Source organism: Rhodococcus sp. ZPP, from assembly GCF_017656075.1.
GTDB lineage: Bacteria > Actinomycetota > Actinomycetes > Mycobacteriales > Mycobacteriaceae > Rhodococcus_F > Rhodococcus_F oxybenzonivorans.
This window is the reverse complement of record NZ_CP058638.1, coordinates 3,708,796-3,730,466: the sequence shown is the minus strand read 5'-3', so window position 1 is coordinate 3,730,466 and position 21,671 is coordinate 3,708,796. Positions and strand designations below refer to the sequence as shown.

General features: G+C 65.3%; 23 protein-coding genes and 1 pseudogene. 7 read left to right on the top strand and 17 right to left on the bottom strand.

The features are described 5' to 3' along the window. Positions 1-58 precede the first annotated feature (58 nt). The 3 genes from HYG77_RS17690 (at position 59) to HYG77_RS17680 (ending at position 1,610) form a co-directional block, all read left to right on the top strand. Positions 59-520, top strand: coding sequence for a MarR family transcriptional regulator (locus tag HYG77_RS17690; protein ID WP_159923131.1), 462 nt, complete (start codon positions 59-61; stop codon positions 518-520). A 72-nt stretch (positions 521-592) separates the two neighbouring features. Next, complete coding sequence (locus HYG77_RS17685; RefSeq protein ID WP_208960070.1) at positions 593-946, top strand: GNAT family N-acetyltransferase; 354 nt, start codon at positions 593-595, stop codon at positions 944-946. Positions 947-1,055: 109 nt separating this feature from the next. Further along, on the top strand, positions 1,056-1,610 hold the full coding sequence (locus HYG77_RS17680) for a YceI family protein (RefSeq protein WP_208960069.1): 555 nt from the start codon (positions 1,056-1,058) through the stop codon (positions 1,608-1,610). 126 nt (positions 1,611-1,736) lie between these two features. On the opposite strand, the gene HYG77_RS17675 is transcribed toward HYG77_RS17680, so the two are convergent. The 6 genes from HYG77_RS17675 to HYG77_RS17650 all read right to left on the bottom strand — a co-directional run bounded on the left by HYG77_RS17675 (position 1,737) and on the right by HYG77_RS17650 (position 7,764). Continuing rightward, on the bottom strand, positions 1,737-2,123 hold the full coding sequence (locus tag HYG77_RS17675) for a hypothetical protein (RefSeq protein WP_208960068.1): 387 nt from the start codon (positions 2,121-2,123) through the stop codon (positions 1,737-1,739). Positions 2,124-2,178: 55 nt separating this feature from the next. Beyond that, the gene (gene pip, locus HYG77_RS17670) at positions 2,179-3,126 is read right to left on the bottom strand and encodes a prolyl aminopeptidase (RefSeq protein WP_208960067.1); all 948 of its coding nucleotides are present in this window, start codon (positions 3,124-3,126) and stop codon (positions 2,179-2,181) included. 35 nt (positions 3,127-3,161) lie between these two features. Next, positions 3,162-5,513 carry an FHA domain-containing protein gene (locus HYG77_RS17665; RefSeq protein ID WP_208963429.1) on the bottom strand — a complete coding sequence of 784 codons (2,352 nt, stop codon included), beginning with the start codon at positions 5,511-5,513 and terminating at the stop codon, positions 3,162-3,164. A gap of 186 nt (positions 5,514-5,699) precedes the next feature. Continuing rightward, the gene (locus HYG77_RS17660; RefSeq protein WP_208960066.1) at positions 5,700-6,671 is read right to left on the bottom strand and encodes a YhjD/YihY/BrkB family envelope integrity protein; all 972 of its coding nucleotides are present in this window, start codon (positions 6,669-6,671) and stop codon (positions 5,700-5,702) included. A gap of 108 nt (positions 6,672-6,779) precedes the next feature. Further along, positions 6,780-7,346: a YdeI/OmpD-associated family protein gene (locus tag HYG77_RS17655; protein ID WP_208960065.1), complete on the bottom strand. Its 567-nt coding sequence runs from the start codon at positions 7,344-7,346 to the stop codon at positions 6,780-6,782. Between the two features lies 1 nt (position 7,347). Next, positions 7,348-7,764, bottom strand: coding sequence for a VOC family protein (locus HYG77_RS17650; RefSeq protein ID WP_208960064.1), 417 nt, complete (start codon positions 7,762-7,764; stop codon positions 7,348-7,350). Positions 7,765-7,853: 89 nt separating this feature from the next. Between HYG77_RS17650 and HYG77_RS17645 the strand changes: the two genes are divergently transcribed. Next, on the top strand, positions 7,854-8,801 hold the full coding sequence (locus HYG77_RS17645; protein WP_208960063.1) for a YafY family protein: 948 nt from the start codon (positions 7,854-7,856) through the stop codon (positions 8,799-8,801). A gap of 32 nt (positions 8,802-8,833) precedes the next feature. Here HYG77_RS17645 and hadA read toward each other — a convergent pair whose 3' ends face one another. The 6 genes from hadA to HYG77_RS17615 all read right to left on the bottom strand — a co-directional run bounded on the left by hadA (position 8,834) and on the right by HYG77_RS17615 (position 14,876). Next, positions 8,834-9,367 carry a (3R)-hydroxyacyl-ACP dehydratase subunit HadA gene (hadA, locus tag HYG77_RS17640; RefSeq protein ID WP_109334385.1) on the bottom strand — a complete coding sequence of 178 codons (534 nt, stop codon included), beginning with the start codon at positions 9,365-9,367 and terminating at the stop codon, positions 8,834-8,836. Further along, entirely contained in the window at positions 9,364-10,227 is an 864-nt protein-coding gene (locus HYG77_RS17635) for a cyclopropane mycolic acid synthase family methyltransferase (protein ID WP_208960062.1), read from the bottom strand. The genes hadA and HYG77_RS17635 overlap by 4 nt, the downstream gene beginning before the upstream one ends. Positions 10,228-10,432: 205 nt before the next feature. Continuing rightward, a complete protein-coding gene (locus tag HYG77_RS17630; RefSeq protein ID WP_208960061.1) occupies positions 10,433-11,785 on the bottom strand; it encodes an MFS transporter in 1,353 nt (450 codons plus the stop codon). Between the two features lie 25 nt (positions 11,786-11,810). Beyond that, positions 11,811-13,016, bottom strand: coding sequence for a cytochrome P450 (locus HYG77_RS17625; RefSeq protein ID WP_208963428.1), 1,206 nt, complete (start codon positions 13,014-13,016; stop codon positions 11,811-11,813). Between the two features lie 28 nt (positions 13,017-13,044). Beyond that, on the bottom strand, positions 13,045-14,019 hold the full coding sequence (locus tag HYG77_RS17620; RefSeq protein WP_208960060.1) for a PDR/VanB family oxidoreductase: 975 nt from the start codon (positions 14,017-14,019) through the stop codon (positions 13,045-13,047). Between the two features lie 101 nt (positions 14,020-14,120). Then, positions 14,121-14,876: an IclR family transcriptional regulator gene (locus HYG77_RS17615; RefSeq protein WP_208960059.1), complete on the bottom strand. Its 756-nt coding sequence runs from the start codon at positions 14,874-14,876 to the stop codon at positions 14,121-14,123. A gap of 111 nt (positions 14,877-14,987) precedes the next feature. Here HYG77_RS17615 and HYG77_RS17610 point away from each other — a divergent pair, with 111 nt between their 5' ends. Then, positions 14,988-16,211, top strand: coding sequence for an Ig-like domain-containing protein (locus tag HYG77_RS17610; protein ID WP_208960058.1), 1,224 nt, complete (start codon positions 14,988-14,990; stop codon positions 16,209-16,211). On the opposite strand, the gene HYG77_RS17605 is transcribed toward HYG77_RS17610, so the two are convergent. The 3 genes and pseudogenes from HYG77_RS17605 to HYG77_RS17595 all read right to left on the bottom strand — a co-directional run bounded on the left by HYG77_RS17605 (position 16,181) and on the right by HYG77_RS17595 (position 17,841). Further along, positions 16,181-16,609 (bottom strand): hypothetical protein, encoded by a 429-nt coding sequence (locus tag HYG77_RS17605; protein ID WP_208960057.1) that lies wholly within the window; start codon positions 16,607-16,609, stop codon positions 16,181-16,183. The two genes, HYG77_RS17610 and HYG77_RS17605, sit on opposite strands and share 31 nt — an antisense overlap. Positions 16,610-16,970: 361 nt before the next feature. Next, a pseudogene (locus HYG77_RS17600) lies at positions 16,971-17,281 on the bottom strand (DNA-binding protein); the annotation flags it as partial. Between the two features lie 107 nt (positions 17,282-17,388). After that, positions 17,389-17,841: a nitroreductase family deazaflavin-dependent oxidoreductase gene (locus HYG77_RS17595; protein WP_109334397.1), complete on the bottom strand. Its 453-nt coding sequence runs from the start codon at positions 17,839-17,841 to the stop codon at positions 17,389-17,391. Between the two features lie 160 nt (positions 17,842-18,001). Here HYG77_RS17595 and HYG77_RS17590 point away from each other — a divergent pair, with 160 nt between their 5' ends. Together HYG77_RS17590 and HYG77_RS17585 are read left to right on the top strand one after the other, a co-directional pair. Next, complete coding sequence (locus HYG77_RS17590) at positions 18,002-18,301, top strand: hypothetical protein (RefSeq protein WP_208963587.1); 300 nt, start codon at positions 18,002-18,004, stop codon at positions 18,299-18,301. A 106-nt stretch (positions 18,302-18,407) separates the two neighbouring features. After that, complete coding sequence (locus HYG77_RS17585) at positions 18,408-19,187, top strand: acetoin reductase (protein WP_208960056.1); 780 nt, start codon at positions 18,408-18,410, stop codon at positions 19,185-19,187. A gap of 48 nt (positions 19,188-19,235) precedes the next feature. On the opposite strand, the gene HYG77_RS17580 is transcribed toward HYG77_RS17585, so the two are convergent. Then, the gene (locus HYG77_RS17580) at positions 19,236-20,546 is read right to left on the bottom strand and encodes a GAF domain-containing protein (protein ID WP_244372924.1); all 1,311 of its coding nucleotides are present in this window, start codon (positions 20,544-20,546) and stop codon (positions 19,236-19,238) included. After that, positions 20,543-21,589 (bottom strand): 2,3-butanediol dehydrogenase, encoded by a 1,047-nt coding sequence (locus HYG77_RS17575; protein WP_208960054.1) that lies wholly within the window; start codon positions 21,587-21,589, stop codon positions 20,543-20,545. The genes HYG77_RS17580 and HYG77_RS17575 overlap by 4 nt, the downstream gene beginning before the upstream one ends. Positions 21,590-21,671 lie beyond the last annotated feature (82 nt).

Genomic DNA, 21,671 nt, shown 5'->3' with positions numbered 1-21,671 from the left:
CTACTTTGAGAATACCCCAAGTAGTTGCGCTGTCAACTACTCGGGGTATTGTTGATATGTGAAGACAACTCGGTGGCTCAGCGCGCAGGAACAGCAGACGTGGCGTGCCTATCTCGACGCCACTCGCCTGCTGCTGCAAGCGCTCGATCGGCAACTCACCCGTGATGCGGGCATCTCGTTCACAGATTTCGAACTGCTCGTCGTCCTCTCGGAGGCCCCGGAGCGGCGACTGCGGATGAGCGAACTGGCAGAGGCCGTCACCACGACTCGCAGCGGGGTGACGCGGGCAATCAGCAGGCTCGTCGACGCCGGGTGGGTACGCCGCGTGGAGTGCAAGCACGACAAACGCGGAATGATGGCCGAGTTGACGGATGCAGGCGCCGACAAGCTCGCCGCCGCAAGCCCTGGACACGTGGCCGAGGTTCGCCGGAACATGTTCGACCTGCTCAGCCCCCGGGACGTCGCGATTCTCGGCCACGACTACAGCGAGATGCGCACCCACATGCTCGAGAACACCTGAACGGCAGATTCCACCCACCCGAACTCCCGAATTCCACCCACCCGCAGTGTCACCGAGCAAGAAGGACGATCAATGACGGACTCCGACAACACCTCTCCCGCACTGTCCACCACGGTCACGCACGTGCCCGATCGGCACCGCTACGAGCTCGGCGTCTCGGGACAACCGGTCGGATTCACCGCATACCGCGACCACGACGGTCGCCGCATTTTCTTCCACACGGAAATAGACGGCGCATTCTCCGGCCACGGCCTCAGCTCCATCCTGGTCCGCCATGCACTCGACGATGTGCGCCGGTCGGGATTGCGTATCGTCGCGGTCTGCCCACTGGTGGCCGCCTATCTGAAGAAGCACGACGACTTCGAGGACATCACCGACCCGGTGACGTCCGAGATCCTCGAGCTCATCCGCTCGTCAACCCAGTAGTTTTACGTTTTAGTTGACATCGCAACGACATCCCTCTATTGTTGTAGTTGCAAGTTCAACTACTTCAGATCCTTCACCGCCCCGGTAGACCACTCTCGAGGAGTTCACCATGACCACCGCCATCACCACGCTGCCCGGCCTCACCGCAGGAACCTGGGCCATCGACCCCGTCCACTCCACCGTCGGCTTCTCCGTCCGCCACCTGATGGTCAGCAAGGTCCGCGGCACGTTCAACGACTTCACCGGCGCCATCACCGTCGCCGAGGACGGCACCGCCTCCGTCACCGCCGAAATCCAGGTCGCCTCGATCGACACCAAGAACGCCGACCGCGACGCCCACATCAAGTCGGCCGACTTCTTCGACGCCGAGCAGTTCCCCACCGCCACCTTCACCTCCACCGGCATCCGCACCAAGGGCGACGACTACGTGGTCGACGGCAACTTCACCCTCCGCGGCGTCACCCGCCCGGTCGAGCTCGCGCTCGAATTCAACGGCGTCAACCCCGGCATGGGCAACGGCCCGGTCGCAGGCTTCGAAGCCACCACCGTCCTCAACCGCAAAGACTTCGGCATCAGCATCGACATGCCCCTCGAAGGCGGCGGAGCCGTCGTCGGCGACAAGATCACCATCAGCCTGGAGATTGAAGCCGGCCTCGAGGCCTGACACCACCCGTCTCGCTCATAGCGGGAGCGCGCTGAATGTCGCAGTAGCCCAGTGTTTCTGGGCTACTGCGACATTCGTGCGTCGAGCCGAAGAGGAGGGGAAGCGGAACGCCGATTCCCCGAATCGTCAGGTCGGCGGTTCGAGGACCCGGACCGACCTCGGAAGCGGCTGTACCGCAATACCGCAACGTCTCGCCGCCGCCGCGAAAGAGTCTGTCCGGAGATCCACAGGCCAGGGCGCTTCTCCGGCCGGACCGAATACTGCGGCCGCATTCGCCGACGGGCCGGTCGTGAATCGCGTCTGATACCGGATGCCGTCGAACTCGACATCAAACGCCGCCGCCCACGCCCGGGCAATGTCATACGGGGTCATCGAACACAACTCCCGCGTGAGCACGAACGCGGCAGCCGTGCCGGCGCAGGTGTCCGCGAGGTCATGGGCACCCGGTATCCGCAAAGTCGACAGCACCCGCTCGGCCGCGAAGTCGTGGGCGATTACCCCGAGCGAGGCCAACGCCCACCCCTTCCGTCAACCTTGTCAACTACGGTGTCCTATGGTGTCAACCTCGTCAACCGAATGAGTCGATCGCAGCGATGAGTTGGTCGGTGAAGCTGCCACCACCGTGGCCGCCATCGTCGACGACGACGAGTCGACTGCTCTTCCAGAGGCGAGAGAGCTCCCACGCCGTGTCCAGCGGACCGGATACGTCGTGTCGGCCGTGGACGAGTACCGCGGGGATACCCGTCAATCGGTCCATTCCCTCGCGTAGCTGGTTGTCTGCGAGGAAATGATCTCGACCCCAATAGTGGGTGACCAGGCGTGCGAACACCATACGGAACGCAGGGTCGTGGTATCGAGGGTTCGGTGTCCACCCCGGCGCCAGGGAAACGTGGGTGTCCTCCCACTCGCACCACCGCAGTGCGGCGTTCTCGCGAACGGCTGGGTCGGGATGAGCGAGCAGGCGTGCGTATGCGGCCGCAAGGTTACCCCCGCGTTCGCCGTCCGGCACGGGTTCGACGAACCGTTCCCACTCGCGCGGGAACACCCTCCGCATGTCGCGGGTGATCCACTCGACCTCTTCGCGGGTGCCCGTGGTGATTGCACCCAACGCCATGCCGATCACACGGTCGGGATGACGCTGCGCGTAGGCCAACCCGAGCGTGACGCCCCACGAGGCACCCGCCACGACCCATCTGTCGATTCGGAGGTATTCCCGCAGTCGTTCGATGTCTTCGATCAGGTGCGCCGTCGTGTTCGTCGAGAGGTCGACGCCCGGATCATCCGCCAGTGGCCGGCTACGGCCGCATCCCCGTTGGTCGAACAGCACCGCCCGAAACGCATTGGGGTCGAAGAGCCGGCGCATTCCGGGTGTGCAACCAGAGCCGGGGCCGCCGTGCAGATAGACCACCGGAGTTCCCGCAGGATTACCGACCCTCTCCCAGTACAGGACCTGACCGTCGGAGACACCCAGAAATCCGGAGTCGTAGGGTTCGACAGCTGGATACAGCGCCACCATGGACCAAGTGTGACAGTGCAGCGTGAGGTGACCGACTACCCGGTTGCCGGGACCTCCGGTGCTCGGCGACGTGGGCGGCGGAGGCGAAGCCTGCTGTAGCTGACGATTGCAAGGACGACACCGATGAGCACCAGCATGCCGATGCTGAAGAGCCACCACGACGGAACGTGTTGCCAGAGCGGGTCGTCCTCCGTGCCAGGGGAGTTCGTGCGTAGATCCGCCGTCGAGGCGGCGGCGGCGAAGCCCCAGCGGGACGGGAACAGCCACGACAACTGGTCGAGCACGGCGCGGCCGGTGATGGTGATCATGCCGCCGCACATCACCAGCTGGACCATGATCGCGATGACGAGCATGGGCATCACCTGCTCGTTCGAGCGCGCCACCGACGACAACGCCATACCGAGCACCACGCAGGCGCAGGTGGTGACGGCGATGTCCACGATCAGTTCGAGGGCGCCCGAGGGGATGACCGTCCCCGGACCCGGCAGCCCTTTGCCGACGAAGACCACCGTCACCATCACCACCGACTGCACGACCCCCGCGGCGCAGAACACCACGATCTTCGCCGTCAGGTATGCGGATGGGAGCAGTCCGGCGGCGCGTTCCCGGTGGTAGATCAAGCGCTCACCGACGAGGTCGCGGATGGTCAGCGAACAACCCATGAAAGTCGCGCCGAGAATCAGAACGACCAGGATTTGGTTCAACTCGCTCGACTCGGGTGGCGCCGGACCGAATCCGGTGTCGCCGGGCACGAGCACGGACAATCCGCCGAGGACGAAAGGCAGGAAGGACAGGAAGATCAGATATCCCCTGTCGGCGCGAATCAGCCGAATCTGCCTTCGCGACACGGTGCTCCACTGCCTCCACCTCGAGGTGTGCGCGGGGCTCCCCAACGGTCCGGGCGGCGGCGGTGGACCCACGTCGACCGAGGTGCGGCGGGCACGGTACTCGGCGAACACCTTGTCGGGCTCGGCCGCGACCCGGGCGAAGACATCGGCCCAGTCGGAGCTGCCCAGCATCGACCCGACCTCGTCCGGCGGACCCACGTAGGCGGTCTTCCCGCCCGGTGCGAGGAGGAGAACCTGATCGCACATCTCGAGGTACGAGAGCGAATGCGTGACGATGACGACGACGCGGCCCGAGTCGGCGAGGCGGCGCAACGTGCCCATGATCTGTCGGTCGAGCGCCGGGTCGAGGCCCGAGGTCGGTTCGTCGAGGATGAGGAGGGACGGCCCGGTGAGCAACTCCAGCGCCACAGATGCCCGTTTACGTTGGCCGCCCGACAGGTGATCGACCCGCGTGTCCGCGTGCTCGGTGAGTTGCAGCTCGGCCAGTACCGACGCGATCACGTCCTCGCGGTCCGCCCGCGTCGTGTCCGGTGGCAGCCGCAGCTCGGCGGCGTAACCCAGTGCCTGCCGAATAGTCAGTTGCCGGTGCACGACATCGTCCTGCGGGACCAACCCGATGCGGGACCGCAGGACTTGATAGTTGGCGTGGACGCTTCGGCCCTCGAAGTCGACCACACCTTCGGTCGGGGTCAGTGAGCCGGAGAGAATGGTGGCCATCGTGGTCTTGCCCGCACCCGACGGGCCGATCACCGCGGTGAGGGTGCCCCGCCCTGCAATGAGATCGACTTCTTCGAGCAGTCGACGCCCGCCTTCGATGGTCAGTCCCACGCCCTGCACGTGCAGTCCGCTCACGGCCGGTGCCGTCGTTCGCCGCGGAACGAGCCGATCGCCCTCCACGCTGAAATCGGTGTTGCCGATCGTGACGACGTCACCGTCGTTCAGCCGGGCGCGAGTTACCCGGGCACCACCGACGAACGTTCCGTTGACGCTCCCGAGGTCCTCGATCTCCAGTCCGGATTTCCGTGCATGGAGGACAGCGTGCCTGCGTGAGGCGAGTACGTCGCGGACGACCAGGTCACTGTCCGGCGATCGACCCACCGTGACGGATCCGGCGGGAACTAATTGATCCTGAGGACGGGTCGGGACCGCGTCGTCACGCTTGGCCCCGACTTCGACCGTCGACTCGTTCCATCGCGGGCCGACCGCCTGCTGCGTCGCCTCCGGATCCTCGACGAAGATGCGCACCACGGGTCCGTCGGACGCGTTGCCGAGGCGGACGGTGACGGGATCGGAGACGCGGAGCCTATCCCTGCGCTTACCGTCGACGAAGAACCCGTTCTTGCTGCCTGCGTCGACGAGTTGCCAGCCGTCGTCCCAGCTCAGGCGCGCATGCTCCCGCGACACCGCCGGATCGATCACCGTCACTTCCATCTGCGGGTCACGGCCGATGCGAACGGTTTTCCCCGCGTCGTAGCTCACGCGGGCGTGCTCGGTCTCGACCACCACCCGCGGGCTCCCGGTGTCCGCCGCGTCGTCCATAGCCAAGGCCTCCGTCAGCGTCGTCCGGCGTCCGGATATCGACTCGTCCATCGTCTCACGCAGCCGCGGTCGCTCGCGGACGAAGCGATCACCAGAACCGGCCGGTCCGGCCGTTCAGATTCGCGTGATTGTCGCGAGCCACGCCGGTGCGCCGTCGTCGTCGTCGGATCTCGTCAGTATCCATCGTCAGCTGCGGTCGGCGCGTCTGTCGTCGAACGTGACCTGAATGTCTTCGTGGGCGACGGCACGCTGCGCCTGTGCCTGGTCGCTGAAGGTGCGCTTGTCCCCTTCGATGAGATCGACCTGGTCGGTGAACGGTGCGAGCAGGGCGCGCGGATGCAGATTGTCCACCCTCACCACATTGATCTCGACGCACAACACAACCGTGACCCCGGCAAGGAACAGAAACGCCAACAGTCCCAGAACGATGGCGAACACACCGTTCGTGACCGAGGTGGTGCGCACCACGCTGCTGACATAGAAGGCACCGAACGTTTGCAGCATCTGCCACAGTACGGCCGCGGCCACCGCCCCGGGAACGACATCTGCATTGGACAACGGCCGTGCGGTGGTGAGCCGGAAGGCGAGGATGAAGATCCCGGAATTCAAGATCAGCGTGGCGGCGATCAGAAGCACGCTGAGGGGTCCGTCGAGATGTGCCGCGGCACCGATGCCGGAGATCGCGGCGGTGCCGAGGACAGCCAGACCGATCGTGCCGAGGAGCAGAAAACCCTGACCGCGGGCGCGGATCGGGTCGGGCCGTTGATGGCGCGGCACCGACCACGCGGTGTTCATCGCGTTCTGGCACGCCAACGCGACGCCGAGACCTCCGTACAGTGCACCCACCACGCCGATCACCAAACCGGCCCACCCACCACCGATCCGATCCTGGGTCGCGAGATCGGTCCCGATCGCCGGGAACTGGCGCAGCGCCGAGTCGATGATGTCCTGCTGCAGGCCCGGATTGCCGGCGAGAACGAAACCGAGAACCGTGGACAGCAGGAGCAACAACGGGAAAAGCGAGATGAAGCCGTAGTACGCGATCAATGCGGCGAGATACACGCCCTGATCGTCGAGGAACTTGTACAGCACGGCGATCGGAAATCCGAGCGCCGGGTGACGACGCTGAAGGGCGTCCAACCGCCTCGCAATGCTCATGTTCCTCATTTTGCCCTGGCAGGCGGCGGAAGGCGCAGGTAAGAAGCATGCTGCCCTCGGGCACCAGTCAGCTCCGGGGATTCCGTCGATCCTCGCCGAGCGGCACGATCACCGTGTTTTCGGATGGTTGGCGCGGACGTTCACCTCGGCGAGCGCGACCGTTCGCTCGATCCGACGCTGCCTGGTGTCCGGCCTCTTCGCCTTCGCGATCCACTCCAGGATCAGCCGCCGCGACGACGGCGGAAAGACTTCGAAGTTGTTGCGTGCGTCTTCATTTCGATCGAGCAACATGCGCAGGTCGTCCGGGACACTCTCGTCGTCCGGCAGCACCTGCCACGTTCCCTTGGCCATGGCCAGGTCGATCATCGCCTGACCCTGCTCTGTCATCAGACCGAGCTCGATCATTCTCGCCGCACGCTCACGATTCACCCGGCTCCAGGAACTCCGCTCGGTGCGCGGAGTGAATCGCAGCCGCGAACTGTGCGCATCGTGCTTGCGGTGCACACCGTCGATCCAGCCGAAGCACAGCGCCTGCTCGATCGCCTCCGCGTAGAGCACGCTCGCGGTGCCACTGTCCTTGTGGTGGAGGACGAGCCACACTTCCTTCTCGGACCGACAGTTCTGTGTGAGCCAGTCCCGCCATTCGGCGGACGTACTCGCGGACACGGTGCTCACCTCAGGCTCCCGTCCGGGATCCGAGGACGTCGAGGTAGTGCTGGTTGTACATCACGCCGAGGACGTTGCCGAACGGGTCGACGACGGAAGCGGTGACGAATCCGGGTCCGTGCTCGACCGGCTTGGCATGCACGACGGCGCCCAGGGACAGCAACCGTTCGAAGGCGGCCTCGACGTCGTCCACCGCCCAGTAGGTCATTCCCGCCCCTGCCTCACCGGTCCGGCTCTCCGCCGCGAATCGACGATCGATGATGCCCAACTCGTGCTGGTAGTCGCCGAACCGGAATTCGATATACGCGGGCGCTCCCTGCACCTCGCGCGCGAAGTACGGCTCGATGCCCAGCAGTTCGGTGTACCAGTCCCGTGCAGCCGAAAGGTCGTCCGCGAAGAAGTTGACGGTGGTGAGTCCTCGCAACATGTGTGGTTCCTTCCATCGGTGAGTGACAAGAACCATCTTCCGCCCCAAAGTGCTCACCAAGTGAGCACTTTCTGGAGGAGACTTCACCTATGCGCGCAGACCGCCTCGTCGCCACCCTTCTACTCATTCAGTCGCGTGGCCGCGTGACCGCCGCCGAGCTCGCCGAGGAACTCGAAGTGTCCGTCGCCACTGCCCGCCGCGACCTCGAGGCCTTGTCGGTGGCGGGCATCCCGGTCTATCCCCAACCCGGCCGCGGAGGTGGTTGGTCACTCGTCGGTGGCGCGCGCACCGATCTGAGCGGCCTCTCGGCAACGGAAGCGCAGGCCCTGTTTCTGCTGGTCGGTCCGGCCGCGGCCGTCTCGGACGAGGCGAAAGCGGCGATGCGCAAACTCGTGCGAGCCCTTCCTCAGACCTTCCGGGCCGACGCTGAGGCCGCTGCCAGCGCCACGATGATCGACCCCACCCGGTGGGGGGAGCGGGACCGCCGCCGACCTGAGATGGTCAACCTTCTGCAGGATGCCGTGATCCGCCGACGCAAGGTACGACTGACGTACAGCAACAGCGCCCGACAGCAATCCGAGCGGCTCGTCGACCCGTGGGGGCTGGTCGACAAAGATGACACGTGGTACCTGCTCGCTGGAACCGACAAGGGGCAGCGCACCTTCCGCGTCGACCGCATCGTGGCCAGCGAGCCCACCGACCACCCGGCCGAGCGGCCGGACGGCTTTGCGCTCGCCACCGCGTGGGAGCGAATCGTCGGGCAAATGGAGGAGAAGCGGTCACGCACGTGGGCCACCGTCCTCATCGAAGCGCGGTTCGTGCCCATACTCCGTGACCACTTCGGCCGCCACTGCCACACCGACGCCGAGCTCGACGACGGCCGCGTCCGCGTTCGCCTCGCCGCACCCACCCCGTTGGACATCGCCCGCAACCTCGCCGGGTGGGGTGCCATGGTCGAAGTTCTGGACCCATCGTCGGTGCAATCCGAACTCGCACGGATCGGCGGTGAACTCGTCGGCCGCTATGGTCCGGGTTGATCATTCCCCGGACGACTGGGCCAGGGCCGACGTCAGTACCTTCGCGGCGCACGGCGGCGAGTGACATCGGCGACGACGCCGGCGAGTGCCTCGTCGATCACACCGCCGCTACGGGCGGTCATCGTCGTCCAGGATGTCTGCACGGCGCCGCCGTCACCATCGGTGATCTCGTTTCGAAACACCAGGACATCTTGTCCGTGCGACTCCCGGAACGACTCGAGAGTCGACTCGCAGTAAAGCTGGTCTCCCACCCGAACAGGTCTGTGTACCACGATGCGCTGGTCGGTGTGCAGAACCTGACTCAAATCGTAGACCGTCACGAATTCGGTGAAAAGATGCTGTTGGACAATGGAACCCAGGATCGACGTGAACGTGATCGGTGCGATCAACGTTCGATAGCCGAGTTCCGCGGCATCCTCCTCGAGGTGGTGTGCCGGGTGATCGTCGTGCACGGCATCGGCGAACTCGCGGATTTTCTCGCGGCCGACCTCGTAGTAACCCGGCATTCGATAGGTGTGCCCGACCAGTGCCGCAACCTGGTCGCTCACAGTCAATTCGGCTGTCATAAGGCGAGGCTGAACTGCATGACGTCGATGTAGCCGTCGCGGAAGTAATTCGCGCAGCCGCTCAGGTACTTCATGTAGGTGTCATAGGTCTGCTCCGAGGCGGCGACGATCGCCTCCTCGCGGTGCTCGGCCAGGGCGGTGGCCCACGAATCGAGCGTCCGCGCGTAATGCTGCTGCAGCGGCTGTATCCGCTCCACCCGAAATCCGGCCTTCTCCGCACCTGCCACCACCCACTCCGGTTCCGGCAGTTGACCCCCCGGGAAGATCTCGTGCTGAATGAACTGTCCGAAGAGTAGAACCTCACGATTGATGGGCAAGCCCAGCTCTCGGATGCGGTGGCGGTTGATCTGAGTGATGGTGTGCAGCAACATTCGACCATCTTCGGGCAGCATCTTCCGGCATCGCTGGAAGAAGATGTCGTAGCGTTCACGCCGGAAGTGTTCGAAAGCACCGATACTGACGATCCGGTCTACCGGCTCGTCGAAATCTTCCCAGCCCTCGAGGCGCACCTCCGCCGTGAGATCTCCGAGGGGCAGCCGCGAGAATTCCTCGTTCACGTGCTCGAACTGGTTACGGCTCAACGTCAACCCGATGACGTTCACCTGGTACCGGTCGATCGCCCGCAGCATGGTGGACCCCCAGCCACACCCCACGTCCAGCAGCGTCATACTCGGTCGCAGATCGCACTTACCCAACGCAAGGTCGACTTTGGCGATCTGCGCCTCTTCGAGACTCATCTCGTCACGTTCGAAATACGCACAGCTGTAGGTACGAGTGGGATCGAGGAACAGGGCGAAGAACTCGTCGGAGAGGTCATAGTGGGATTGCACATCGGCGTAGAACGGGGTCAACTTGTCCACCGTGCGACCCACCTCTCGTGATCAGTGCAGATGCACCAACGTCGAGCTGGCTGCTTAGCTCACAAACCTTTCACTGGAGCGATGACGTCGACCCCTCGGAGACGACGCCACCGTCCGGCTGATCTCAAGATACCCACTGCGTGCTCGGGCCGCGACCCAAACTCCGTGAAAATGTCGTTGGACACTCCGCTCCCGCGCCGCTGACTCAGTGTGTGGTCAGCGATACCTCCGTGGTCGCGGTGGTGTGCACCTCGGTGCGCTCCACGCGCAGGCGCGAGACCGCCAACGCGGCGAGACCGAAGGACACGGCGACAAGTACGTAGAGCTGAGCCGGGGACCAGTGCAGATCGAGGAGGGCCCCCGCAACGATGGGTGACGCGATCGCTCCGATCCTGCCGATACCGATACCCCACCCGACGCCCGTGGCTCGGACCGCGGGGGCATACACCGAGGGGGTGATCGCGTACAGGCCCGCGATACACCCGTTGACGAACACACCGATGAGAGCACCGAGGGCGAAGGCGAGCACGATGGTCGCGGTGGTGGGCACGAACACGGTGAGCAGCACACCCGCGACGAGCATGTAGGCGAACAGCACCCGCTTCAGTGCGAACCGAGCCGACAACGCCCCGAGCAGAGTGGCACCGAAAATGCCCCCGAGGTTGAGTAGCACGCCGCCGGTCACGCCCTGATTCGCCGACATACCGGCCTCGACCAGCAGCTTGGGGGTCCAACTGGTGACGAAGTAGAACCCGAACATCGCCATGAAGAACGCCGACCACACCAGCAAGGTGTTGCGGCGCTGCTGCGGTGCGAGCAACGCCCGCATCTTCGATCCGCCGTCGGCGGCGTCCTTGACCCTGGGCGCCGGCAACACGGTCAGGCTGTCCTGACCGACCTTCGCGGCGAAGGCGTTGATGCGCTCGAGGGCCTTGGCCGGGCGGCGTTCGAGGAGGAAGTCGATCGATTCGGGCAACCGCAGGTAGACGACGGGAATGATGGCGGCAGTACACAATCCACCGAACAGGAACACCGACCGCCACCCGTAGGACGTCTGCAGGACCACCGCAATGATGCCGCCGAGGGTGGCACCGATGGCGTAACCGGTCGAGTTGAGGCTCACCGCCAGACCGCGCCACCGCGTCGAGGCGTACTCACTCGCGATCACGTTGCTGCTGGCCAAGATTCCGCCGATGCCGATGCCGGTCAGTGCGCGCAGCAGCCCGAGTTGCATCGCGCTCTGGCTGATCGCGGACAGCAGCATTCCCGTGGACGCCAGCAGCAGGCACAGCAGGATCATCGCCCGCCTGCCGATGGTGTCCGCCCAGGGCGCGAGGAACAGCGATCCCGCCGCCATACCGAACAACCCGGCGCTGAGCAGGAGGCCGAGGACAGAACCTGATAGCGCCCATTCCTTCGACACCGACTGCGCTGTGAATGCCATTACCAGCACATCGAAGCCGTCGAGGACGTTGAGTAACACGCAGATCGCGACCGCTCCCCACTGGTACCGCGTCATCGGACTATGGTCGATACGCTCACGCAAGTCGAACGTCATCTGATCTCTCCCTTTTCTCGGCAGCTCAGCGCTGCACGGTCGTGACGCGTACCGGCAAGGACTTCCAGGAACGCAACGTGTTGTTGAGGTGGCGTCGAACCGGGCCCACGATGTCGATCGACTCCACTCGAGACGCCAGCGCTGTCAACAGCGCCTCGGATTCGAGCCTTGCCACGTGCTGACCGACACATTGATGAATGCCCATTCCGAATCCGACGTGCCCGGAGGGGTTTCGGGTGAGATCGAAGGCGTCCGGGTTGTCCCATCGGCGAGGGTCCCGGTTGGCGGCACCCAGGAACATCAGGATTTTCTTGCCGTCCGGGACGACGGTGCCCGCAATGTCGATGTCGCCGGTGGCGGTGCGGAAGAACGTCTGGACCGGCGACTCCCACCGCACCGCCTCGTCGAAAGCGGTGCGCGCCAGAGCGGCGTTCTGCCGCAGCAGCGCCCACTGGTCGGGGTGTCGCGCGAACGCGTAGAGGACGGCGGCGAGCCCGTTGACCGTGGTGTCGACGCCCGCCGTCAAGAGGGAGCGAACCACGAGCGGTGCCTGCTCATACGTGATGTCACCGCGATCGGAAGCCGCCCAGATCTGCGCTCCGAACCCGTCGTCAGCGAGTACCTCGCGGCGGCATCGGTCAGCGACCCAGTCCGACAGTTCGGCCACTCGGGGTGCACCCCGCTCCACCAAACTGTTGACGGGACCGAACGCATTGAACGCGTGGTCCCCGTAGGGCAGCAAGTTGTCGCGGCCCTCCTCGGGAAGTCCCACCGCGTCGGGAAAGACTCGGAGCGGGAACGCAGCGGCCAGATCGGTGACCGCATCGAACTCTGTGGACTCGAGTAGCCGGTCGACCAGCACTTCCGCGTCGGCGAACCACGCTGCGCGCAGTTTCTGCAGTGCGCGCGGTCCGAGAATCTTGCTCAGCACGGCCCGTGGTGCGTCGTGGTGCGGGGGATCCGCTTCGAGCAGAAGGCTCGGTGGCCGCCACGGCTGCTCGTACCGGAAGTTGGTCAACCCGACACCGGCGGCAGACTGGAACGACTGCCAGTCGGTCAGAGCAGTGTGGACCTGTTCGTAGCGCCCCATCGCGAACACGTCGTACCGGCTCAGGTAGACGACGGGGCCGGCATCACGCAGATGCGCCTGAAACGGCAACGGATCTTCCAGGACACCCAGTGCGAACGGGTCGACGTCGCTGACGGGCAGGGTGGGGGCAGGGGCGAACATCGTCACGGTAAAAGTCCTTCGCTGGTAGTCAGAGGTCGAGCACGAGGCGGTCGGAGCAGGACCGGGACACGCAGATGAACATGCAGTCGGCGGCGGACCGCTCCTCGTCGTCGAGGATGGAATCGCGATGATCGGGTTCGCCCGCGAGGACGGTGGTCTCACAGGTTCCGCAGGTGCCCTCACGGCAGGAGGACAGAACGTTGACGCCTGTTGCCTGCACGGCATCGAGCACACTGGCACCCGGTGTCACCGTGACCACCGAGCCGGAACGGGCCAGTTCCACCTCGAAGGGTTCGTCCCGAACCGGTGCGCCACGTTGCTCGGGCACGAACCGTTCCGTGCGCAACTTCCCGGCAGGCCAACCGGCGCAGAGTAATTCGGCGGCTGCGAGGAGAGGCGACGGCCCGCAGACGTAAACTTTCGCATCGGTGCCGGACAGCGCGCCGATCCAGGACGGAAGGTCGAGACGACCAACCTCGTCGTGGGGTGCGACGACGACGCGCTCACCGTAGGACTCGAGTTCCTCGAGGAACGCCATCGATCCACGGGTACGTCCACCGTAGAGCAGTTGCCAGTCGATCCCCAGAAGGTCCGCCTGGTGGATCATCGGGATGAGCGGCGTGATACCGATGCCGCCGGCGACGAACAGGTACCTCGGCGCGGGAACCAGCCGGAAGTTGTTGCGGGGACCGCCGGTACCGACGAGATCACCCACTGCGAGCCGATCGTGGATGAAGGCAGACCCTCCTCGTCCGTCCTGCTCGCGCAATACCCCCACCCGATAGGTGTAGGCGTCCCATCGGTCGCCGCACAACGAGTACTGGCGGGTCGCACCCGAGGGCAGCATGACATCGATGTGGGCGCCCGGTGCCCAGTCCGGCAACCGTCGGCCCGCCGGGTGCCGCAGCGTCAGCGCGACAACGTCTTGCGCTACCTCCGCTTTCGCGACGACTTGCAGGGTCGCGTCCACCGCGGCACTGGGGGCGATCACATTTTCCGGCATCTGGCACTCCTCGATCTGGCTGTCCGTCGAGGATCATCGACAGCCGGATATCGGCACCACACCACTTTCAATAGTTGAAAGTAAATCTGTCAGCCCGGTCACTACGGTGCGTGAACGGTGTCTGCCATCACTCGCGAGATTCCCCGTGCCGCCGCCTTGAGGGCCGGGATCTGCGCGTAGGCCTGCTCGTTGGGCACCACGACCGACAGCGCGGCAAGAACCCGACCGGACGGGTCTCGGATAGGAACCGCGACACCAGTCGTGTTGGGGTAGATGTAACCCGCACACAGGATGTAGCCGTGCTTGCGCACATCGGCCAGCGCGGTTCGCAACTGACGCTCGGTGCGGATCGTCTTGTCGGTGAACACCTTCAACGGCTCGCGCAGAATCCGCTCCTGTAGTTCGGCCGGCCCGTGCGCGAGCAGAACCAGGCCCGACGACGACGCGTGCAGGGGCATGCGACCGGCGATGCGGGTGTAGTTGACCACGGCACCGGGCGCACTGAGTCGCTCGATGAACAGCACCTCGTCGCCCTCGAGCACTCCCAGCTGTGTGTGTTGTCCGACCACCGAGTGCAGGTCTTCCATGAAAGGCATCGCCGCCTCCCTCAGTCCGAGAGTCGGCGATGCCCGGGAGGCCACCTCCCACAGCCGCACCCCGATCCGCACCCGGCGATTCTCCCGCTCGAGCCAGCCGCACCCGACCAGCTCGTCGATCAACCGCGAGGTGGTGGACAGGTGCAAGCCCGATCTGCGAGCTATCTCCGACACCGTCAGCAGGGAATCATCCGAGTGGAACGATTCCACGATCCGCACCGCCCGGGCCAGAACCGACTCACCGGTGTGCACACGCGCCATGTCACCAGTGTGCACCGAGAAGAATCCCGCGGAGGAAACTGCACCACGCCCGGCAGAGCGGCGAGATAGGTTTAGTCTGCACAACCCACACGGATCGAGGGGGCCGCCGTCATGCGCAATCACCGTTCCCACTGTCTGGCCGCACTTCTGACTCTGGTGCTGTGCACCGCGTTTCTCACCGCCTGTGGCTCCACCTCCGCACCGTCCGCGCCCACCAGTGCGCAACCGTCGGCAGGGCCGCAGATCACCGTGGTCCCGGCCGACGGGGTGGCGGCGGTGAAACCGCTCGATCCGGTGTCGGTAGACGCCACGGGTGGCACTCTCGAGTCGGTCAGGATGACCAACGACGAGGGCCGGGTCATCGACGGCATCTTCACCCCGGACCGCGTGTCATGGAAGCCGGGCGTACCCCTCGGCTACGGCAAGACCTACACCCTGGTGATCACCGCGGTCGGCGATGACGGCGCCCGTAGCGATCGAACGAGCACATTCACCACCGTGCGGCCCGGCAACCAGACCAAACCCTCGTTCCTGACGACCGGTGGCAACCTCCTCACCGACGGCGGCACCTTCGGCGTCGGCATCGTGATCGTCACCCATTTCGACGAGCCGATCACCGACCGCGCAGCCGCCGAACGGGCACTGAGCGTCGAAACGACGCCGCCGGTGTCCGGCTCCTGGTATTGGGCGGACGATCAGAATGTGCACTGGCGCCCGCAGAACTATTACGAACCCGGCACGAAAGTCACCGTCCGCGCGAATGTATACGGAAAACCTCTCGGTGAGGGTCTGTTCGGTCAGGAGGACGCGACCACCTCCTTCACCATCGGAGACGCCCACATTTCCGTGGCCGACGACACCACCAAACAGATCACCGTCACCGACAACGGCGAGGTGGTCCGCACCATGCCGACGTCGATGGGCATGGGCGGAAGTGAAGTCGTCGGCGGCCAGACCCTGACGTTCTGGACCCAGCCGGGCATCTACACCGTGATCGACAAGGCCAACCCGGTGGTGATGGATTCCTCCACCTATGGGCTGCCGGTGAACTCCCGACTCGGCTACAAGGAGTCGATCAACTTCGCAACCCGGATCAGCACCGACGGCATCTACCTCCACGAACTCGCGGACACCATCTGGGCTCAGGGCAACACCAACGTCTCGCACGGATGCCTGAACCTCAGCCCCGAGAACGCCCGCTGGTTCTACGACTTCTCCCGCCCCGGCGACATCGTCGAGGTGCGCAACACCGGCGGCGCCCCCCTGGAGCAATGGCAGAACGGTGACTGGAGCGTGCCCTGGGATCAGTGGCTGGCGGGCAGCGCGCTGCGCTGACGCTTCGACGTGGCAGTTCGTGCAGCGCCGCCGGCCGCCGGCGCCTCAGTCGCCGTTTTCGGGCGTCCCGGAGTCGTGTCGCCTGCCGTGCCGGGCTCCGCCGGTGCCTCAGCTTTTCCTTGGCCGGGCTTGAGCTGGTGGAGTAACAGGGCGGTACCGCCGGCCGCCGCAACGAGAGGCCACTCCACCACGCCGGTCAGCGCGACCGCCCCCATCGTCATGACGGCTGCTGGAGTGGAATGGCTGCCTCGACGAGCGCCCTCGACTGCCCCCTCCCCGACCCCCTTGACAGTGCCGACGACGCTACCGATCGCGGCACCACCGATCGCACCGAGAGTGGCCGTTGCAGCGTCACCGGCTCCGGAGACCACCCGAACGGTGTTGTGAACGATGTTCATGACATTCACCAAGTTTCGCGACAATCCTCATGTCGCTGATCGATCCGAATGGGACGTCCCCTGAGTACCCCGCTCCTGTGTCGGTGAACATGCTGACCGGCAGAAAGATGACTCACTTCCGGATGTCGGGTGGTGATGACTTCGCGGGGAGAGCGCCGCGGCGGATGTCGCCAGGCGCGGGAAGCGGTGCCGGGTCGCGGATGCGTTGGGCGGAGTCCAGCAACCAAGGGATGCTGGTCACGATCACACCGGGCGTGTATAGCAATCGGCCCTCGAGGCGTAGTGCGCTCTGATTGTGCAGAAGGTTTTCCCACCAGTGCCCGACGTATTCGGGAATGTAAATGGTGATCACCTTCCGGGGGTTGCGGTTGGCGACGTCGTAGGATCCGCCGCCGCTGGGGTACGCGAAGACCACCTGCCGGTAGGAGAGCACAAACACCGCGAGGAGCACCACCACCGCTGCACCCAGGTACGGCGTGAGGTAGAGGTACGCAAGCCCACCGAGCGACAGGATCAGCAGAATTTCCTGGGTCGCATACGCCACGGACGACAGTGGGTCGGACGCGAAGATCGGCAGCGCTAGCGCTTGGACAGCGACTGCTCGCCGAGGCGTTCGCTGCGCAGCGCACGGCCGAGGACCAGCCGACGGGCCGCATGTACAGCTTTGGACACTGCCGAAGCGTTCGTCCTCGGCACACGGTTTCGGCGGCGGAGACGCGAGATAGGGCAATAAACGGCGTCCCGGGGGTCCGGCGGCTTCGTGCGTTGTCGCTGCTCTTTTAGCCGAGTGGCTCGATCCGGAAGACGGCGCACTGGGGCGCGGCGGCTTCGAACGCTTCCGGCGACGCATTCTCGACCGTTCCGGCCTTCAAGAACATCGAGACGCCATGAGGCATTCTGGCCGGAAATTCTCGCAGGATCGGTCCCCGCTCGGACACCGGCAGGGCCACGAGCCGCACCTGCTCGCTGTGACGGCCGCGGGTCAACGTTCCACGGCCTGCCGCCTCCGCATTTCTTGCCCAATCCGATCGGGCATATCCGGCGACCACGTACCTCGAGCCGTCTACCTCGTACGGTGACACCGGCGTCGACCGCGGCTTACCGCTCTTTCGCCCGGGAACGGTGAGCGTCGGCATCGGCATGGCGATCCCCAGGTGATGCAGACCGATGATCACCTTGTTGACCCACGGCAGGTACCACGGGGGCTTCACGGTGTCGGGCGAGTGTTCCATGTCGTTCGGCCTCCACTGATGGTGTATCGCGTGGGCAGAAAAGAAAACTGGACGGTTTGGTACTCGCAAGTAGTGCAAGATCAATCGTAACCTGCACGGCGCAATGCAATTCCCGGCGAGGTCGTGTGCTCCACAGCGACCAATAGCGAAGGAAGCTTTCATGGGCGTGCGCGACACAGTCAATGGTGCACTCGCAGTAACGCGCCTCGCATTCGACGCAGCCGCTGCCGTCGCATCCGTTGTCGTTGTCATTCCCATCGCGTTCGCCATCGGCGAGGCCACCACCATGGCGCGGGCCGTCCGCGGTGACATCACCCCCGCCCCGGCCGATCGGTCGGCCGACGGCAGTGCACGTTTGCACAGCGCATCGGACATCGGCCCCGCTCCACTCGTCCTCCGAGGCGGCGCCTACCGCGAGAACCGACCGGCACGCGCCCTCTCCGTTCGGCGAGACAGCTGACTCGTCGTCACTCCTTCGCGCGCTACGGCGTGCAACCCTTGAGTGCCCACAATCGACAGTGCTTGCCTTCTCTGTGAGGACGATCACTATCGAGAGGAGCTCAGGGATGAGTATCGAAGGCAAAGTCGCTCTGGTCACAGGAGCAGGGCAGGGTATCGGGCGGGCAATCGCGTTGCGTTTAGCAGCGGACGGCGCAGACGTCGCACTCGTCGATGTCAACGGCGGCCGTCTGCACGCGGTGGCCGATGAGATCCGCGCCGTGGGTTCGAAGGCGATATCCGTAGTTGCCGATGTGACCGACCGAAGCCAAGTCCAGTCCGCTGTCGATCAGGCCGAGCACGAATTGGACGGCTTCGACATCATCGTCAACAATGCGGGAATCGCGCAGGTGAATCCCCTCGCAGAGGTGCAGCCCGAGGAAGTGTCGCGAATTCTCGCGGTCAACGTCGAGGGCGTGTTGTGGGGTATTCAGGTCGCGGCAGCCAAGTTTCGGGCGCGGGGGCATGGCGGCAAGATCATCAACGCATCGTCGATCGCCGGTCATGAGGGCTTCGCGATGCTCGGCGTCTACTCGGCGACGAAGTTCGCGGTCCGCGGGCTGACGCAGGCGGCGGCCAAGGAGTATGCGGCCGACGGCATCACCGTCAACGCGTACTGTCCCGGTGTCGTCGGTACCGACATGTGGGTCACCATCGACGAGCGGTTCGCGGCCCTCACCGGCGCTCCGAAGGGTGCGACGTTCGAGAAGTTCGTCGGCGGTATCGCTCTCGGGCGTGCCCAGACGCCTGAGGACGTCGCGGCCTACGTCTCCTATCTGGCGGGGCCTGATTCGGACTACATGACCGGGCAGGCGGGCCTGATCGACGGCGGGCTGGTGTACCGCTAGATCACCACCCCTGTGAGTACTTATTAACCTGCGGCGGTTAATAAGTACTCACAGGGGGTTGCGGGCTGCCACTACTGCCGGCGACACCGAATGCGGCAACAGCCGGGTACGGTCGTCGGGTAGGCGCACGTCCAGCGTCGCGGCCTCGTCGAACCGATAGGGCTGTCCCAGAACGATTCCGGGAAAGTGCCGACGCAGACGCGACATCTCCGCTCGCACCGTCATCGCACGACCGCTGTCGCCGAACAGGTCGTCGGCCAACTGCGCGGCCGTGCGGCCGTCGCGACTCCGGGTGAGGAGAAAGAGGATCTCCGCGTGTCGGGGTGTCGGCTCGTGCGCCCAGGACCCGAAGGAGCTGTGCACGTGCACGATCGGGTGTTGCGGCCGAGTGAGGTCGAGCCGCACGAGCGTCCGCGGCGTTGCCTCGCGGTCCGAGTTCCCGACCGGGCGCACCAACCACCCACCGGGAAGCGGTTCGACGTCACACGAGCCGAGGTCGGGCATCCACGCACGTCCCGGGGTCATGTCGTCGGGCAACAGCAGTCGCGGACGGAACGGCGACGACTCGATCGCGGCCGTCCATCCGTCACTGTCGACTGCCAAGGCGGGACCGGACATTCGTGACAGCATCGGCGCCGCGACAGCCCGCAGCCGGTCGAGGTGCTCCCGGTGTGTCTCTCGCAGATACGATTCGGCGAGGCGCGCGACCGCGTCGACGAGTGCGAGTGTGGCCGGGTGCACGGTGCCCACGGGACCGCTGACGTCGACGACACCGAGGACACGGCCCGTCCGGGGATCGCGAATAGGGGCTCCGGCGCAGGTCCAGGCGTGATGACTGCGCACGTAATGCTCGGCCGAGAAGATCTGTACGGGTCTGCGTGAGGCGAGCGCGGTGCCGATCCCGTTGGTACCGACGCTCTCCTCCGCCCAGGTTGCGCCCTCGACGAAGCCGAGCCGATCGGCCCGACCGAGTGCCGACGATGATCCCCTGCGCCACAACACAACCCCGTGGTGATCGGTGACGACGAGAATATTGTCGCCGCCGTCGACCACCGCGTCCAACCCGTGAACGAGGTGGTCGAGCACGTCGACGAGCCCGGATTCGCGGCGGCGCGTGTCCAGTCTCGACGGCGGGATCCGCGGCGTAGGCGGCGCCGACTCGGGGTCGATGCCCAGCCCCCTGAGCCGGCGCCACGAATCGTCCACCACTTCCCGGGGCCGTGCAGGGGATTTGTCTCCGGACATCGTGGCCTCGTACACGGCCGCGAGAATCCGCGCATACCCCGCTGGATCTTCTCCCGCACCGACCGCCGGTTCGGCGGCACGGCGTCGAGAAGCACCGCGTCGTGTGGAGGTCACCGCGACGGGTCCACGAGCACCTTCATCTTGGTGCCGGCGTGTAGGGCTTCGAAGCCGTCTTCGACCACGCTGTCGAGGGCGATGGCGCTCACCCATCCCGTGGTGTCGTACTTGCCTTCCGCCATCAGGGCGATAACTGCCTCGTAGTCAGCCGACGTGTAACACAGCGAACCCTGAATGCGCGACTCGTTCATCACCAGATTCAAGAGTGGTGTCTCGAGAGGCTTTTCGTAAATTGCGACACTGACCATGGGCTTACGTGCGCCCACGCAGGCAAGTGCGGTTTCGACGGACGGCTGCACACCCGCGGCGTCGTAGGCGGCGTCGGCTCCGCGGCCCTCGGTGGTGTCGCGGACATAATCGGGAACGTCCACTGCAGTGGGATCGAGGGTCTTCGCCCCCAGCGCCTCGATCGCGGCGCGGCGGGTCGGTGACGGTTCGACGACGAGGACGTCGTCGAGCCCCTTGCCGCGCAACGCGAACCACAGACCGATTCCGATGGGTCCGGCGCCGAAAACCATCGCGGTGTCACCCGGACGGACCTCGCCCAGGGTCGCTGCGTGATAGGCAACGGACATCGGTTCGACGAGGGCGCCGAGCTCGAGCGACACATTGTCCGGCAGCGGGTGGACCATGTCGGCCGGCACCACCGTGTACTCGGCCATGCCGCCGTCCGACATCAGACCGTGGAATCCGATCTGCTGGCAGATGTTGTAGTTCCCGGCCGCACACGGGGCGCAGTGCCCGCAGCGGTAGATCGGTTCGATCGCGACCCGGTCGCCCACCGATGTGCCGGTGACGCCCTTGCCGACCTCCGTGACCGTCCCCGAGAACTCGTGACCGAGGACCAGCGGCATCTGCTGTCCGGTCAAGGCGTGCGGCTCGGTGGGGATGAAGATCGGCCCGGCGTAGTACTCGTGCAGGTCGGTTCCGCAGATGCCGTTGAAGCCGACCTTCACCTTTACCTGCCCCGGCCCGGCCTGGGGTTCGGGCACGTCGGCGATCTTCACCTTGTTCGGGCCGTAGTACACAGCTGCGCGCATCGTTCACTCCCGTCGTTCCGGCACCCTGCCGGTATGCACTGAGTTGTATGTGACCTGGCCCACAGGCCGGAAGGGTTGCAGC

Bases quoted from the DNA above. Each gene is read 5' to 3' on its own strand.
- HYG77_RS17685 (WP_208960070.1), top strand. From the start codon at position 593: ATGACGGACTCCGACAACACCTCTCCCGCACTGTCCACCACGGTCACG.
- HYG77_RS17680 (WP_208960069.1), top strand. From the start codon at position 1,056: ATGACCACCGCCATCACCACGCTGCCCGGCCTCACCGCAGGAACCTGG.
- pip (WP_208960067.1), bottom strand. From the start codon at position 3,126: ATGGTGGCGCTGTATCCAGCTGTCGAACCCTACGACTCCGGATTTCTG.
- HYG77_RS17665 (WP_208963429.1), bottom strand. From the start codon at position 5,513: ATGGACGACGCGGCGGACACCGGGAGCCCGCGGGTGGTGGTCGAGACC.
- HYG77_RS17660 (WP_208960066.1), bottom strand. From the start codon at position 6,671: ATGAGCATTGCGAGGCGGTTGGACGCCCTTCAGCGTCGTCACCCGGCG.
- HYG77_RS17650 (WP_208960064.1), bottom strand. From the start codon at position 7,764: ATGTTGCGAGGACTCACCACCGTCAACTTCTTCGCGGACGACCTTTCG.
- HYG77_RS17645 (WP_208960063.1), top strand. From the start codon at position 7,854: ATGCGCGCAGACCGCCTCGTCGCCACCCTTCTACTCATTCAGTCGCGT.
- hadA (WP_109334385.1), bottom strand. From the start codon at position 9,367: ATGACAGCCGAATTGACTGTGAGCGACCAGGTTGCGGCACTGGTCGGG.
- HYG77_RS17630 (WP_208960061.1), bottom strand. From the start codon at position 11,785: ATGACGTTCGACTTGCGTGAGCGTATCGACCATAGTCCGATGACGCGG.
- HYG77_RS17625 (WP_208963428.1), bottom strand. From the start codon at position 13,016: ATGTTCGCCCCTGCCCCCACCCTGCCCGTCAGCGACGTCGACCCGTTC.
- HYG77_RS17620 (WP_208960060.1), bottom strand. From the start codon at position 14,019: ATGCCGGAAAATGTGATCGCCCCCAGTGCCGCGGTGGACGCGACCCTG.
- HYG77_RS17615 (WP_208960059.1), bottom strand. From the start codon at position 14,876: ATGGCGCGTGTGCACACCGGTGAGTCGGTTCTGGCCCGGGCGGTGCGG.
- HYG77_RS17610 (WP_208960058.1), top strand. From the start codon at position 14,988: ATGCGCAATCACCGTTCCCACTGTCTGGCCGCACTTCTGACTCTGGTG.
- HYG77_RS17605 (WP_208960057.1), bottom strand. From the start codon at position 16,609: ATGAACATCGTTCACAACACCGTTCGGGTGGTCTCCGGAGCCGGTGAC.
- HYG77_RS17595 (WP_109334397.1), bottom strand. From the start codon at position 17,841: ATGGAACACTCGCCCGACACCGTGAAGCCCCCGTGGTACCTGCCGTGG.
- HYG77_RS17590 (WP_208963587.1), top strand. From the start codon at position 18,002: ATGGGCGTGCGCGACACAGTCAATGGTGCACTCGCAGTAACGCGCCTC.
- HYG77_RS17585 (WP_208960056.1), top strand. From the start codon at position 18,408: ATGAGTATCGAAGGCAAAGTCGCTCTGGTCACAGGAGCAGGGCAGGGT.
- HYG77_RS17575 (WP_208960054.1), bottom strand. From the start codon at position 21,589: ATGCGCGCAGCTGTGTACTACGGCCCGAACAAGGTGAAGATCGCCGAC.